This is a genomic window from Allosediminivita pacifica (assembly GCF_003054175.1).
Classification (GTDB): domain Bacteria; phylum Pseudomonadota; class Alphaproteobacteria; order Rhodobacterales; family Rhodobacteraceae; genus Allosediminivita; species Allosediminivita pacifica.
On the sequence record NZ_QBKN01000019.1, the window covers coordinates 68742 to 82050 of the forward strand.

Sequence of the window (13309 nt, forward strand, 5' to 3'; positions counted from 1 at the left end):
TCGTCGAACATACGTCCTGATCAGGCAAAAGGGCAAAGATTAAATTTGACACGTGAATTTAATCGGTCATCATAAATGACAGGTCCGCGCCTTCTGGTGCCGGATTTCGCTTAGGGAGGAATACATGCAAAGACGTACGCTGCTCGCCGCAGCACTGGCGACCACGTGCCTGTCCACTGCCGCGATTGCGCAGGACGGCCCCACCATCGGCGTGAGCTGGTCGAACTTCCAGGAAGAGCGCTGGAAGACCGACGAAGCCGCCATCCGCTCGGCCCTCGAAGAGGCTGGCGCCACCTACATCTCGGCAGACGCGCAGTCCTCATCCTCGAAACAGCTTTCGGACGTGGAATCGCTCATCAGCCAGGGCGCGGACGCGCTGATCATCCTTGCGCAGGACAGCCAGGCGATCATTCCCGCCGTGGACCTTGCCGACAACAACGGCATCCCGGTGGTGGGCTACGATCGCCTGATCGAGGATCCCCGCGCCTTCTACCTGACCTTCGACAACATCGAGGTCGGCCGGATGCAGGCCCGCGCGGTGCTCGAGGAGCAGCCCACCGGCAACTACGTGATGATCAAGGGCTCGCCCACCGATCCCAACGCCGACTTCCTGCGCGGCGGCCAGCAGGAGGTCCTGCAGGAGGCCATCGACGCGGGTGACATCACCATCGTCGGCGAGGCCTACACCGACCAGTGGCTTCCGGCGAACGCCCAGCGCAACATGGAACAGATCCTGACCGCCAACGACAACGAGGTCGACGCGGTCGTGGCCTCCAACGACGGCACCGCCGGCGGCGCGGTCGCGGCGCTGACCGCGCAGGGCCTACAGGGCATCCCGGTCTCGGGCCAGGACGCCGACACCGCGGCGCTCAACCGCATCGCGCAGGGCACCCAGACCGTCAGCGTCTGGAAGGACAGCCGCGACCTTGGCCGCAACGCCGCCGAAATCGCGGTCGAACTGGCCGGCGGCGCGTCGCTGGGCGACATCGAGGGTGCCGAGGAATGGACCTCGCCCGCGGGCACGACGCTCTGGGCCGAATTCCTCGAGCCCGTGCCGGTCACGCAGGACAACCTGAACGTGGTCGTGGACGCCGGCTGGATCACGCTCGACGAGCTCTGCCAGGGCGTGCAGGACGGCCCCGCCCCCTGCGAATGATCGCCTGAAACACGGCACCGGCGCGCGCGTGGCGCGCGCCGTTTTCCTTTTCTCCTACCAGTCCGAGGAAGCCCATGGCCGAGGCTAGCGCGCCTTCCGCCCAGAAGCGCGGGAACATCTTCAAGACGCTCGAGCTCGATACACGCCTTCTGGGCATGATCGGGGCGTTCATCGTGGTCTGCATCGTCTTCAACGTGCTGACCGACGGGCGTTTCCTGACGCCCCGCAACATCTTCAACCTGACGATCCAGACGGTCAGCGTGGCGATCATGGCCACAGGCATGGTCTTTGTGATCGTCACCCGCCACATCGACCTGTCGGTTGGGTCGCTGCTGGCCACCTGTTCGGCCATGATGGCGATCACGCAGACGCAGCTTCTGCCGAACATGGGGCTCGACTTCGGGCACCCGCTGATCGCGCCGGTGGCCATCGTCGTGGGCCTGCTGACCGGTGCCGTGATCGGCGCCTTCCAGGGCTGGCTGATCGGCTACCTGACCATCCCCGCCTTCATCGTGACGCTGGGCGGGTTGCTGGTCTGGCGCAACGTGGCCTGGTACCTGACCACAGGTCAGACCATCGGTCCGCTGGACGAGACCTACCAGCTTTTCGGCGGCATCGGCGGCACGCTGGGCGTGACCGGAAGCTGGGTGCTGGGGCTGATCGCGGTGATCGCGGCCTGCATCGGCATCTGGAACGCGCGGCGCGCGCGGATCGCCTACGACTTCCCGGTGAAGCCCATGTGGGCCGAGGGCGTGCTCATGGTCATCGCCGCGGTGCTGATCCTGGGCTTCGTCGCGGTCCTCAATGCCTATGAGGTGCCGAGCCGGGTTCTCGCTCGCGCATTCGAGGCCCGGGGCGAGACCATGCCCGAGGGCTATACCGAGGGCTACGGCGTCCCCTACTCGGTCCTGCTGCTGATCGCGGTGGCCATCGTCATGACCATCGTGGCCAACCGGACGCGCCTTGGGCGCTACATCTTCGCCACCGGCGGCAACCCCGACGCGGCCGAGCTTTCGGGCATCAACACCCGCCTGCTGACGGTCAAGGTCTTTGCCATCATGGGCGTGCTCTGCGCGCTGGCCGGCATGGTCGCCTCGGCGCGTCTGTCGTTCCATTCCAACGACATCGGCACGCTGGACGAATTGCGCGTGATCGCGGCGGCCGTCATCGGCGGCACGGCGCTTTCGGGCGGCATGGGCACGATCTACGGCGCCATCCTCGGCGCGCTGATCATGCAGTCGCTCCAGTCCGGCATGGCCATGGTGGGGGTCGACGCGCCCTTCCAGAACATTGTCGTCGGCGCGGTGCTGGTCGTCGCGGTTCTCGTGGACATCATCTATCGCAAGCGCACGGGAGGCAAATGATGGTCGATCGCAGCGGCACCCCCCTTGTCGAGATGCGCAACATCTCGATCTCCTTCGGCGGCATCCAGGCGGTGTCGGACGTGAGTGTCGATCTTTTTCCGGGCGAGGTCGTGGGCCTTCTGGGCCACAACGGCGCGGGCAAGTCGACGCTCATCAAGTGCCTGTCGGGCGCCTACCGGCAGGACAAGGGCGACATCTACGTGAACGGCGACAAGGTGGATATCCCCACCCCGCGCCATGCGCGGGATCTCAACATCGAGACGATCTACCAGACGCTTGCGTTGGCCGACAATCTCGATGCGGCCTCGAACCTCTTTCTCGGACGCGAGCTGACGACGCCCATGGGCTTTGTCGATGATGCCGGGATGGAGGCAGCAACGCGCAAGATCATGGGCAGGCTCAACCCCAACTTCAAGAAGTTCGACGCGCCAGTTTCGGCCCTGTCGGGCGGCCAGCGGCAGTCGGTGGCGATCGCGCGCGCGGTCTACTTCGAGGCGAAGATCCTGATCATGGACGAGCCCACCGCGGCGCTTGGCCCGCAGGAGACGCAGATGGTGGCGGAGCTGATCCAGGAGCTGAAGCGCGAGGGGCTGGGGATCTTCCTCATCGACCACGATGTGCATCAGGTGAAAGAGCTTTGCGACCGCGCCGCCGTCATGAAGAACGGCGAGCTTGTCGGGATCGTGAACGTGGACGAGGTGAGCACCGACGACCTGCTGGCGATGATCATCGCCGGCAAGACGCCGGAGCACCTCGCCGCCTGAGTGGACTGTCACGGGACACAGGAAAGCCGCCCCTCGGGGCGGCTTTTTTCATCAAGCCACCGCTCGAGCGCGAAGCCTCAAGCGCGGAATCGAGGGCCGCAGGCCCGCCGCGCATCGTCATGCTGGAAGCAGGCCTCCGGCATGACCGCGCCCCCACGCGGCGGCGATTTGGTCGGGCTCGGTGCCTCGTGTCGAGGTCTTCCGTGTTTACGGAGATAAAACGAGAGGATCGACGGTCCGGATCGCCACCGCGCGCGGCTGCGATGGGCGGCTTTGGATCGGCTTTCCTTCCCGACCTAGCGGTCGAGCACCTTCTTGGAAGTCGCGAAATTCACGATCGTCCCGGCCAGAGAGGCCGGGATCAGAGCGAGCACCGGGTTCTCGTAGGTCACGTTGAAGAACCACAGGAGCACCAGGTAGGTCGCGTAGTTCACCGCCAGCCCCACCGACATCGCCAGCAGGTAGACGAAGAACTCCCTGAAGCTCGGCCCGTTGCCGGTCCTGAAGGTCACGAAGCGATTCACGATCCACGTCACGAAAACGGCAGCCAGGAAGGATGGCAGACGCGCCACCTCGGGACGGAGCCAGCCCTCGTTGGTCAGCGCGGTCACGATGGCGGCGTCGGTCAGGAAGGCAAGCCCGCCCGCGATCGAGAACCAGAACACCTGGCGCATTCCGATCCTCAGACGCATGTGCCGGGTCCTGGTTCCGAGGACGCCTTCGCTTCCTGCCTGTATGTTCCGCAAGCTGTCATCTACCCCTGGTGTCTCAGCCCGGGAGGGCGCGGGCAGCTCCCGGCTGCCGCCGCACCTCTTGGCGTGTCTGGCGCCAAACCACAACAGCCCAAATGAAACTTCCTCGCGACACGCGCTGTCACGTCACAGCGGCGCACCGCGCCCCAACGGGAAAACCGCCCGGCAAAACGCGATACGGCCGGCCCCGCGGGGGACCGGCCGCCTGCGATCTGACCACGGGGCCGGGGCCCCGCCGCGCTTACCAGGAGGTCAGCACGGTGCCGTTGTACTTTTCCTCGATGAACTGCTTCACCCGTTCCGAGTGGTAGGCATTCACCAGCGGTTCGACCCAGGGCTCGTCCTCGTCACCGGCGCGCACCACGATGATGTTCACGTAGGGGCTGTCGGTTTCGGTGGCGATGGCATCGTTCACCGGGTCGAGACCCGAGGCGATGGCGTAGTTGGTATTGATCATCGCCGCGTCGAGGTCCTGCAGCGAGCGCGGCAGCTGGGCCGCGTCGAGCTCCTGGATGCGGATGTTGCGCGGGTTCTCGGCGATGTCGAGCACGGTCGGCACGAGACCCACGCCATCGGCGAGCGTCAGAAGGCCCTTCTGCTGGAGCACCAGCAGCGCGCGGCCGCCGTTGGTGGGATCGTTCGGGATGCCGATGGTGGAGCCGTCGGGGATTTCCTCGGGCGAGGCGTATTCCTCGGAATAGAGGCTCATGGGCGTGTTGATGGTGGTACCCACTTCGACGAGGTCGAAGCCGCGGTCCGCCATCTGGCGCTCGAGGTAGGGGCGGTGCTGGAAGCTGTTGGCCTCGATGTCGCCATCGGCTAGCGCCTGGTTCGGCACCACGTAGTCCGAGAATTCGACCACGTCGATGTTCAGCCCGTCCTCGGCGGCCACCTCGGCGACCACTTCCATGATCTCGCCGTGCTGGCCGGGGGACACGCCCACGCTGATATCCTGCGCGGCGGCCATGCCGGCGGTCATGGCCAGTACAGAAGCAAAGGTCGTGAGTGTCTTCATGGGATTACTCCTTCTTGGTCGGGTTGGGTCAGGCGCCGCGATTGCTGGGCGCCCGCTTGTCCACGCGGCGTGCGATCCATTCACCGATGGTCTGCACGAGCTGCACGAGGACGACGAGGATCAGGACGACCAGTCCCATCACCTCGGGCATGAAACGCTGGTAGCCGTAGCGGATGCCGAGGTCGCCGAGCCCCTCGCCGCCGACGGCGCCCACCATGGCCGAGTAGCCCAGAAGGCTGACCACGGCGAGCGTCAGGCCCAGCGTGATCCCGGGCAGCGCCTCGGGGATCAGCACCTTGCGGATGATCTGCATGGGCGTGGCGCCCATGGAGCGCGCGGCCTCGATCAGGCCGCTGTCCACTTCGCGGATGGCGTTTTCGACCAGCCGCGCGATGAAGGGCACCGCGGCGATGGTCAGCGGCACGATGGCCGCCGTGGTGCCGATGGAGGTGCCCGCGACGAGCCGCGTGAAGGGAATGATCGCCACCACGAGGATGATGAAGGGGACCGAGCGGGTCGCGTTCACGACGACGCCCAGCACCTTGTTCACCGCCGGGGCCGAGAGCAGTTCGCCTTTCTGCGAGCAGGCGAGGAAGACACCGATGGGCAGGCCGCCGATGGCCCCCAGCAGCGTCGAGATGGCGACCATGTAGATGGTCTGCCAGGTCGCCTCCATCAGCATATTGATCAGGTTAGCCGACATAGCCGAGCACCTCCGTCCGCTGTTGGTTGTGTTCGAGGAAATTGCGCGCCTCTTCGGCCCGGTCGGCCTCGACCGAGATCAGCAGGTTCCCGAAGGGACGCGGGCCGATCTCTTCCACGGCGCCGGCGAGGATGTTGACCTGCAGGCCGAGTTCCGTGCTCATCTTCGCAAGCAGCGGGTCGGTGGCGTTGTCGCCCACGAAGGTGATGCGCATCACCTCGCGCGAAGGGCCCTTGGGGCGCGTCTCGGTCAGGTCGCGCGCGATGAACTGCGGCAGGGTCACGCCGGTCACGCCCGACAGGAAGCTCTTGGTCGTGGGATGCCTGGGATCGGTGAAGATGTCGTAGGTCGAGCCGTCCTCGACGATCTTGCCATCCTCGATGACCGCCACGTGGCTGGCGATGTCGCGCACCACGGCCATCTCGTGCGTGATGAGCAGGATGGTCAGGCCGAGATCGCGGTTGATGTCGGCCAGAAGCTCGAGAACCGTCTGCGTCGTCTCGGGGTCGAGCGCCGATGTCGCCTCGTCCGAGAGCAGCACCTTGGGCTGCGTGGCAAGTGCCCGGGCGACGCCCACGCGCTGCTTCTGCCCACCGGAAAGCTCGGCCGGGTAGCGGTTGCGGAAGTCCTCGAGCCCGACGCGGGCGACCAGATCGTCGACGCGCTTGCGGATCTCGCGCGAGGGCGTGCCGGAGATTTCCAGCGGCAGGGCGACGTTCTCGTAAACGGTGCGCGAGGCGAGCAGGTTGAAGTGCTGGAAGATCATGCCGACCTCGCGGCGGATCTCGCGCAGGCCGGCGCCTGTGGCCGCGCCCACGTCGCGTCCCGCGACGGTGACCTTGCCCGATGTCGGCTTTTCCAGACCGTTGACCATGCGCAGCAGGGTCGACTTGCCCGCGCCCGATCGCCCGATGATGCCGGTGATCGTGCCGGGCTCGACGCTAAGGGAGATGTCGTCCAGCGCCATGACGCTGCCGCCACCCTTCTTCGGAAACGCCTTGCCGACGTTGTCGAAGGAAATGGCCGCGCCTGTCGTGGTGTCCGTCTTCATACCGCTTCGGGTGCCTCCGGTTGTTGCTGTCGGCGGCGGTAGAGCCCAACGGCGCGGGAGGGACAACCCGATCGGTAGCTTCTGTCACGGAAACTTCGCCAAAGAAATGTGCCTGCCGAAACAACAGGCTGCCGCCCGCGCTTGAGGCACGGGCGGCAATCTTGGATGTGACCTTACGTCACTTTCACGTGCTTTCGAGCGGAATGCCCCCGCCCCGCAGACGCGGAGCGGGGGTATATTGTTACCAGATCGCGCTCAGGCTGTCCCCAGCTCGGTGTTGTCGAGCGGGCGGTATTCCTCGACGAATTCGGTGAGTTCCGGTGCCTCGAAGGGCGACAGGTAGGCGTCTGCCCAGGCCGGCTCGAAGGCGGCAAGTTCGTCGTCTCCAGCAAAGCAGGTCTGTTCCTCGCCCGCGGCCTCGGTCACCAGTTCGGGGTTCTCGAAAGCGCGCGGGGTGAATTCGACGACGCGGTGGCTACCCCCGTCGCCGGTCTCAAATAGGCTATAGCCGTCGTCGTCGAGCAGCGCTGCGCTGACCACAAGCGGTGCCGCGGCGTGCAGCTAATAGTGCAGCGCACGCGGGCCGCGGCTCATCTCGCACGACAAGTCACGATTGAGGTCAGTCAGAAAGGTCTCGGTCTTGTCGTCGTGCGAGCCGGAAACGATCAGGCCGGGATCGTAGTAGTCCTCGATGGCAGTGCTTTCGCGGAGAAACTCGGGGAAGTGGCCCGAAAGGCGACGCGCGCGAGGCCGCGTTTCAGGTCGCCAACCATTTCCGCCGTGGCCTCGGGCAGCCCCAAGAGGTCCCGCGCCCCGTCGTCCCGTCTCGGCCCGCTGGATCCTCCCACCCAACCAGTTCAGCCCGCCAGTCCGACGCGGTGCGGGCTCGGGCTCACCACTCAACCTCAGGGAGACACGGGACCGAGGACACGGCGAAGGTGTCGAAGGCTGCTGCATATGGGTCCACGTCGCAAGCCGCCGCCTTGCTCTCGGACGGACCGGCGGCGGTTTCACTGGCGGTGGCCGACCAAAGGCGCCGTGGCACGGCACACCCGCGTCGCAAAAGCTAACGATCGGTTAAAGCGATCTCGCAACCCATTGAAATCGTAATATCAAAAAAGTGTCCCTGCCCGGGACACCCCTTTGTCCGGTCTCAGTCGAGGTGGAAGACCTCTTCCATCGAGGCCCACCATTCCCCCTCGGCCCGGCTGTCGAGCGGGCGCTGCATCGGCCCGCAGATCGCCCACCACTCCCGGGTCACCGGGTCGGCGGCGATGGCCGCATTGTCGGCCTCGAAGTCCGTGCCGACATACTCCCAGTAGCTGAACATCAGGTTCTCGGGCTGCCGCAGGAAGATCGAGTAGTTGGTGATGTTCGAGGCCCGCAGCCGATCGAGCACCCCTTCCCATGCCTCGGCATGCAGCCTTTTATATTCGTCGATCTTGTCGGGATCGATCCCGATCACCAGCCCCATCCGCTGCATGGCAGTCTCCCTCAGATATCGTAGAACCGCGCCGCCGTGCCGCCGAAGATGGCCTTGCGCGCCGCCTCCGGCAGGCCCGCGGCCATCTCCTGCGCGCAGGCCGCCCAGCCCGCATAGTCGCCCGCGAGCTCCAGCACCGGCCAGTCGCTGCCCCACATGATCCTGTCGGGGCCGAAGCAGGCCAGCACGTGGTCGAAGACCGGCCGCAGCGCCGCCGCCGACCAGCCGGGCCCGTATTCATTGGCCAGCCCCGAAAGCTTGCAGAAAACCTGCGGATGCGCCGCCAGCGCCGCCATCCCGTCGCGCCACGCCAGCCCCGGATCGTCGCCGTCGAAGACCGGCTTGGCGCAGTGATCCACCACGATGGGCAGTTCGGGCACGCGGTGCGCCAGTGCGTCGATGACGCCGAAGTGGCGCGGCACGATCAGCGCATCGAGCCGCAACCCCGCTGCCGCAACCTTCCGGAGGCCTGCGACCACGTCTTCGCGCAGGATCCAATCGGTCTCTTCGATGTCCTGAAGCATCGGTCGGATGCCCCGCAGCGCCGGGTGCGCGATCCGGTCGAGCTGCGCCTGTACGTCTCCCTCGAGGTCGATCCAGCCGACAACGCCGCGCACAAGCGTGGAATCCTCGGCCAGCGAGAGCATGAAGAGCGTCTCTTCCACCGTCGGCGCGGCCTGCACCAGCACGGTCCCCGTCACGCCCGCGGCCTCTGTCAGCGGGGCAAGATCCGTCGGCAGGATGTCGCGCCGGATCTGCGCGACGCTGTCGTCCATCCAGGAATAGTCGCCGCGCGAGATGCGCCAGAAGTGCTGATGGGCGTCGATCACGGTTTTATCCTTGCCGTAGCGTTTTGTTCTAAATAATAACAAACTATATTCAGTGGGGAGGAGCCATGTCAATCACACCCATTCTCCAGTTCGGCACGAGCCGCTTCCTGCAGGCGCACGCCGACCTGTTCCTGTCCGAGGCGATGCCCGGCACGCGGCCCGTGACGGTGGTGCAGACCTCGGGCGATCCGTCCCGCACCAAGCGGCTTCACGCGCTGGCCGAGGGCTACGAGGTCCACGTGCGCGGCATCGAGGACGGGCAGCAGGTTGACCGCGCGACCCGCGTCGACAGCATCGCGCGCGGTCTCACCTTCGCGCCCGACATGGCCGAGATCACCCGCATCGTTGCCGAGGAGGCGCAGGTGATCCTGTCGAACACCGCCGACGCAGGCTTTAAGCCACGCGCCGAGGACACCGGTCCCACGCTCGATCCGGCAATGTCCTACCCGGCCAAGCTTGCCCACCTGCTGCGCGCGCGCTTCGAGGCGGGCGGAAAGGCGCCGCAGATCATGCCGACCGAGCTGGTGCAGGACAACGGCACCGTCCTGAAGGGACTCGTGCTCGAGGTGGCCCAGCGCATGGACGCGCGCTACCGCGACTGGCTGGCCGAAGAGGTCATTTGGGTGAATTCGCTCGTCGACCGGATCGTGTCCGAGCCGCTGGAGCCCGCGGGTGCCGTGGCCGAGCCCTACGCGCTCTGGGCGATCGAGGACGGCCCCGGCGTCAGCGCCCCCTGCGACCACCCGTCGGTGCAGGTGGTGTCGGACCTCGGGCTGATCGAGCGGAAGAAGCTCTTTGTCCTCAACCTTGGGCACACCTGGCTGGTCTCGCGCTGGCTGGAGGAGGGGCGCAGTCCCGACTTCGTGCGCGAGGTCATGGCCGACCCCGACCGCACCGCCGCACTGCGCGGACTGTACGAGCAGGAGGTCCGGCCCGGCTTCGAGGCCGCCGGAGAGACCGGAGGGCTCGACGACTACATCTCCATTACGCTCGACCGCTTCGCCAACCCCTTCCTCGACCACCGCATCGCCGACATCGCCCAGAACCACGGCGAGAAGCTGCGCCGCCGCATCGGGGCCTTCGTCGACTGGGCGCGCGCGAGAGGCGACACCAGCCCGAAACCACGGCTCGAGGCCGCGCTGAAGGGAGAAGACGCATGAAGACCCGCAAGATCGGCCGCACCGACGTGCAGGTGACCGAAGTGTCCTTCGGCACGGCAAGTGCCGGCAACCTCTATCGCGAGGCCAGCGAGGGTGACGTGCAGGCGGTCCTGCAGACCGCATGGGACGCCGGGATCCGCTACTTCGACACCGCCCCGCACTACGGGCGCGGGCTGGCCGAGGAACGGCTGGGCCGCTTTCTGAAGGGACGCGAGGGAGCCGTGGTCTCGACAAAGGTCGGGCGTATCCTCAGCCCAGCCAAGTCCCCGATCACCGAGGCCGACGGCTTCGTGAACCCGGCGCAGAACGACGTGCGCTACGACTATTCCGGCGACGGCATCGAAGAGAGCCTCGAGCAGAGCATGGAGCGGCTCGGGCGGGATGTCTTCGAGATCGTCTACGTGCACGATATCGGCGAATACACCCATGGCGCGGCAAACGCGGGCCACTTGGAGGATTTCCTCGGCTCCGGCTACGAGCGGCTGGCGAAACTCAAGGAGAAGGGCCGCATCCGCGCCTTCGGCCTTGGCGTGAACGAATGCCAAGTGTGCCTCGACGTGATGGCCCACGGCCCCATCGACGTGATCCTGCTGGCCGGACGGCTGACGCTGCTCGACCGCAGCGCCGAGGCGGCACTGGTGCCCGCCTGCCGCGAAGCCGGGACCAGCCTCGTGCTCGGCGGGATCTTCAACTCCGGCATCCTGGCCACCGGCCCGGTCGAGGGCGCGACCTACGACTATGGCCCCGCGCCGCGTGACGTTCTGGATCGCGTGGCCGCGCTTCAGGAGCGGGCCGAGGGCGCGGACATTCCGCTCGCCACGGCCGCCCTGCACTTCGGACTGCGCCACCCGGCGGCGGCGTCGGTCCTGCTGGGCACGGCGAAGCCTTCTTCGCTGACCCGCAACCTCGACGCCATCGCGCAGCCCTTGCCGCCCGAGGCCGAGGCCATGCTATCCGAGGTCGTGATGGCGCAGTGACGACAGCAGCGTCGTCTTCGACGTCCGCAGGTGGCGGCGCGCCGCCTCCTGCGCGGCGGGGCCATCGCGCGCCTCGAGCGCGTCGATGATCGCAAGGTGCTCGTCGATGGCGGCGGCGTTGCGGATCTTTTCCTCGGTCTTGTCCCACATGAAATGGTAGTGGAAGATCAGCGAAATCACCTTCTGGAACTCGGCCACGAAGCGGTTTTTCACGACCGAGTTGATCGCCTGGTGAAAGCCTTCGTCCAGCTTGGAAAACGCGTGGTAGTCGCGGTCGATCCGCGCCTTGAGGTCGAGGTGCCTGTCGCGCAGCTCGGCAAGCTTCGCCCACAGCGGATGGTCCACCGGGGCCTCGACCGCCTGTGCCACGGCGTTCAGCTCCAGCACGGACCGGAAATCCGAAAGCTCCACCGCGAACTCCTTGGTGAAGCCCAGCAGCGTCCAGCCGCCCTGCGGACGGCGCGACACGAGGCCGAAGCGACTGAGGCCCGCAAGGAACTCCTTCAGCTCGTGCTGCGGGACCGAGAAGGTGCGCGACAGCTCGGCCACCGACAGGGTCGTGCCCGCGGGCACGTCGAAGCGCAGCACCCAGTCGAGAAACCGCTCTTCGAGGTCCGCGCCCCCGGCCGTGGGTTCGGGCTGGTCGATGCGGTCACTCTCGGCGGGCGCGCGCAGGATGCGTTTTTCGCGCCCGTCCCAGCTGATGATCCCGGCCTCCTGAAGACGGGAGAGGCATCGGCGGATGACCGTGCGGCTGACGCCCGCGATCTCGCACAGCGCGGCCTCGGACGGGATGTGCGCGCCCGCGGGCTGCCCCTCGCAGTAGTCCAGCACCTGGTTGTAGGCGGCGCGGAACCGCGTGTCGCTTCTTGCCATGTGGCCTTTTACTTTCCCTCGCGGCGGAGCGTCCACCGGGTTTCAAACAATACAGTTCAAAATTATAAAAAACTATTGACCGGAATCAAGCGGCGATGGATACAGTTCTTAATTATTAAATGCACATCGAGAAGGGGAGGCCCGATGTCGGACGCAAGCAAGCCTGCGGGGTTCTATACACTCAAGACCCTCACGCCGGGCGCAGCCCAGCTTCACAAGCTTTCCGCACTGCTCACGCTCCTGCTTCTCGTGTTCGGCTTCGCGCTGGCGAGCCCCGCGTTCCTGTCGGTGAACAACACGCTGACGGTGCTGCTCCAGACCTCGGTGATCGGGCTGCTGGGGATCGGCATGACCATGGTCATCATCACCGGCGGCATCGACCTGTCGGTGGGTTCGGTCCTGGCCCTTTCGGGCGTCATCACCGGGATGAGCGTGAAGGTCGGACTGCCCGTGGTGCCCGCCATGACGCTCGGCGTGATCGCCGGCGGGCTTTGCGGGGCCTTCAACGGTTTCGTCATCACCCGGCTGCGCATCCCGCCCTTCGTGGCCACGCTCGGCATGATGCTGATCGCACGCGGCATCGCGCTGCAACTGACCGGTGCGGCGCCCATTTCGCAGCTCGGCGAGGCCTTCGGCGTCCTTGGCAACGGTGCGCTCTTCCGCGTGGTCGAGATGCGCGAAAACGGCTTTCCACGCGTCGTCTTCCCCGGCATCCCCTACCCCGCCATCCTGCTGCTGATCGTGGCGATCGGCGCGGCCTACCTGCTGCGCCGCCGCCAGATCGGCCGCCATATCTATGCCACCGGATCGAACGAGGAGGCCGCCCGCCTGTCGGGCGTGCGCGTCGACAGCGCCAAGCTCTATGCCTACGTCATGTCTGGCGCGCTGGCGGGCCTTGCAGGCAACGTGCTGATGTCGCGCCTTGTCACAGCCCAGCCGAGCGAGGGCGTGATGTACGAACTCGACGCCATCGCGGCGGCCGTCATCGGCGGCGCTTCGCTCTCGGGCGGCGTGGGCGGCGTGTCGGGCACCATGATCGGCGCCTTCATCATCGGCATCCTGCGGAACGGGCTCAACATGGCGGGCGTCTCCGCCTTCATCCAGCAGATCGTGATCGGCTTCGTCGTGATCGGCGCCGTCTGGATCGACCAGATCCGCAACCGGCCCTGAAGCCGGAC

The 13309-nt window shown here is 66.4% G+C and carries 14 protein-coding genes; 6 read left to right on the forward strand and 8 right to left on the reverse strand.

The window, feature by feature from the left end; all coding sequences use genetic code 11:
* Positions 1-124: 124 nt before the first annotated feature.
* From xylF to C8N44_RS14905, 3 genes are all read left to right on the forward strand, one after another.
* Positions 125-1156 carry a D-xylose ABC transporter substrate-binding protein gene (xylF, locus tag C8N44_RS14895; protein WP_107977564.1) on the forward strand — a complete coding sequence of 344 codons (1032 nt, stop codon included), beginning with the start codon at positions 125-127 and terminating at the stop codon, positions 1154-1156.
* Between the two features lie 74 nt (positions 1157-1230).
* On the forward strand, positions 1231-2520 hold the full coding sequence (locus C8N44_RS14900) for a sugar ABC transporter permease (protein WP_107977565.1): 1290 nt from the start codon (positions 1231-1233) through the stop codon (positions 2518-2520).
* Positions 2520-3284 carry an ATP-binding cassette domain-containing protein gene (locus tag C8N44_RS14905; RefSeq protein WP_107977566.1) on the forward strand — a complete coding sequence of 255 codons (765 nt, stop codon included), beginning with the start codon at positions 2520-2522 and terminating at the stop codon, positions 3282-3284. The genes C8N44_RS14900 and C8N44_RS14905 overlap by 1 nt, the downstream gene beginning before the upstream one ends.
* A 296-nt stretch (positions 3285-3580) precedes the next feature.
* On the opposite strand, the gene C8N44_RS14910 is transcribed toward C8N44_RS14905, so the two are convergent.
* From C8N44_RS14910 to C8N44_RS14945, 7 genes are all read right to left on the reverse strand, one after another.
* Positions 3581-3976 carry a GtrA family protein gene (locus C8N44_RS14910; RefSeq protein ID WP_107977567.1) on the reverse strand — a complete coding sequence of 132 codons (396 nt, stop codon included), beginning with the start codon at positions 3974-3976 and terminating at the stop codon, positions 3581-3583.
* 301 nt (positions 3977-4277) lie between these two features.
* Positions 4278-5051, reverse strand: a complete 774-nt coding sequence (locus tag C8N44_RS14915; RefSeq protein ID WP_107977568.1) for a MetQ/NlpA family ABC transporter substrate-binding protein — start codon at positions 5049-5051, stop codon at positions 4278-4280.
* A 28-nt stretch (positions 5052-5079) separates the two neighbouring features.
* Positions 5080-5754, reverse strand: a complete 675-nt coding sequence (locus C8N44_RS14920; protein ID WP_107977569.1) for a methionine ABC transporter permease — start codon at positions 5752-5754, stop codon at positions 5080-5082.
* Positions 5744-6805: a methionine ABC transporter ATP-binding protein gene (locus C8N44_RS14925; RefSeq protein WP_107977570.1), complete on the reverse strand. Its 1062-nt coding sequence runs from the start codon at positions 6803-6805 to the stop codon at positions 5744-5746. Before C8N44_RS14925 ends, C8N44_RS14920 begins: the two co-directional genes overlap by 11 nt.
* Positions 6806-7060: 255 nt before the next feature.
* Positions 7061-7345, reverse strand: a complete 285-nt coding sequence (locus C8N44_RS14930) for an alginate lyase family protein (protein ID WP_107977571.1) — start codon at positions 7343-7345, stop codon at positions 7061-7063.
* A gap of 613 nt (positions 7346-7958) precedes the next feature.
* Complete coding sequence (locus tag C8N44_RS14940) at positions 7959-8288, reverse strand: L-rhamnose mutarotase (protein ID WP_107977572.1); 330 nt, start codon at positions 8286-8288, stop codon at positions 7959-7961.
* A gap of 11 nt (positions 8289-8299) precedes the next feature.
* Positions 8300-9118, reverse strand: coding sequence for an amidohydrolase family protein (locus C8N44_RS14945; RefSeq protein ID WP_107977573.1), 819 nt, complete (start codon positions 9116-9118; stop codon positions 8300-8302).
* A 65-nt stretch (positions 9119-9183) separates the two neighbouring features.
* Between C8N44_RS14945 and C8N44_RS14950 the strand changes: the two genes are divergently transcribed.
* Both C8N44_RS14950 and C8N44_RS14955 read left to right on the forward strand, forming a co-directional pair.
* Positions 9184-10278, forward strand: a complete 1095-nt coding sequence (locus C8N44_RS14950) for a mannitol dehydrogenase family protein (protein WP_107977574.1) — start codon at positions 9184-9186, stop codon at positions 10276-10278.
* A complete protein-coding gene (locus tag C8N44_RS14955) occupies positions 10275-11255 on the forward strand; it encodes an aldo/keto reductase (protein ID WP_107977575.1) in 981 nt (326 codons plus the stop codon). The genes C8N44_RS14950 and C8N44_RS14955 overlap by 4 nt, the downstream gene beginning before the upstream one ends.
* Here C8N44_RS14955 and C8N44_RS14960 read toward each other — a convergent pair.
* Positions 11229-12131 (reverse strand): GntR family transcriptional regulator, encoded by a 903-nt coding sequence (locus tag C8N44_RS14960; protein WP_107977576.1) that lies wholly within the window; start codon positions 12129-12131, stop codon positions 11229-11231. The two genes, C8N44_RS14955 and C8N44_RS14960, sit on opposite strands and share 27 nt — an antisense overlap.
* Positions 12132-12275: 144 nt before the next feature.
* Between C8N44_RS14960 and C8N44_RS14965 the strand changes: the two genes are divergently transcribed.
* The gene (locus C8N44_RS14965) at positions 12276-13301 is read left to right on the forward strand and encodes an ABC transporter permease (RefSeq protein WP_107977577.1); all 1026 of its coding nucleotides are present in this window, start codon (positions 12276-12278) and stop codon (positions 13299-13301) included.
* The last annotated feature ends 8 nt before the right edge of the window (positions 13302-13309 follow it).

What these genes read in the sequence shown, in the direction of transcription:
- xylF (WP_107977564.1), top strand. Translation starts at nt 125, where the DNA reads ATGCAAAGACGTACGCTGCTCGCCGCAGCACTGGCGACCACGTGCCTG.
- C8N44_RS14900 (WP_107977565.1), top strand. Translation starts at nt 1,231, where the DNA reads ATGGCCGAGGCTAGCGCGCCTTCCGCCCAGAAGCGCGGGAACATCTTC.
- C8N44_RS14905 (WP_107977566.1), top strand. Translation starts at nt 2,520, where the DNA reads ATGGTCGATCGCAGCGGCACCCCCCTTGTCGAGATGCGCAACATCTCG.
- C8N44_RS14910 (WP_107977567.1), bottom strand. Translation starts at nt 3,976, where the DNA reads ATGCGTCTGAGGATCGGAATGCGCCAGGTGTTCTGGTTCTCGATCGCG.
- C8N44_RS14915 (WP_107977568.1), bottom strand. Translation starts at nt 5,051, where the DNA reads ATGAAGACACTCACGACCTTTGCTTCTGTACTGGCCATGACCGCCGGC.
- C8N44_RS14920 (WP_107977569.1), bottom strand. Translation starts at nt 5,754, where the DNA reads ATGTCGGCTAACCTGATCAATATGCTGATGGAGGCGACCTGGCAGACC.
- C8N44_RS14925 (WP_107977570.1), bottom strand. Translation starts at nt 6,805, where the DNA reads ATGAAGACGGACACCACGACAGGCGCGGCCATTTCCTTCGACAACGTC.
- C8N44_RS14940 (WP_107977572.1), bottom strand. Translation starts at nt 8,288, where the DNA reads ATGCAGCGGATGGGGCTGGTGATCGGGATCGATCCCGACAAGATCGAC.
- C8N44_RS14950 (WP_107977574.1), top strand. Translation starts at nt 9,184, where the DNA reads ATGTCAATCACACCCATTCTCCAGTTCGGCACGAGCCGCTTCCTGCAG.
- C8N44_RS14955 (WP_107977575.1), top strand. Translation starts at nt 10,275, where the DNA reads ATGAAGACCCGCAAGATCGGCCGCACCGACGTGCAGGTGACCGAAGTG.
- C8N44_RS14960 (WP_107977576.1), bottom strand. Translation starts at nt 12,131, where the DNA reads ATGGCAAGAAGCGACACGCGGTTCCGCGCCGCCTACAACCAGGTGCTG.
- C8N44_RS14965 (WP_107977577.1), top strand. Translation starts at nt 12,276, where the DNA reads ATGTCGGACGCAAGCAAGCCTGCGGGGTTCTATACACTCAAGACCCTC.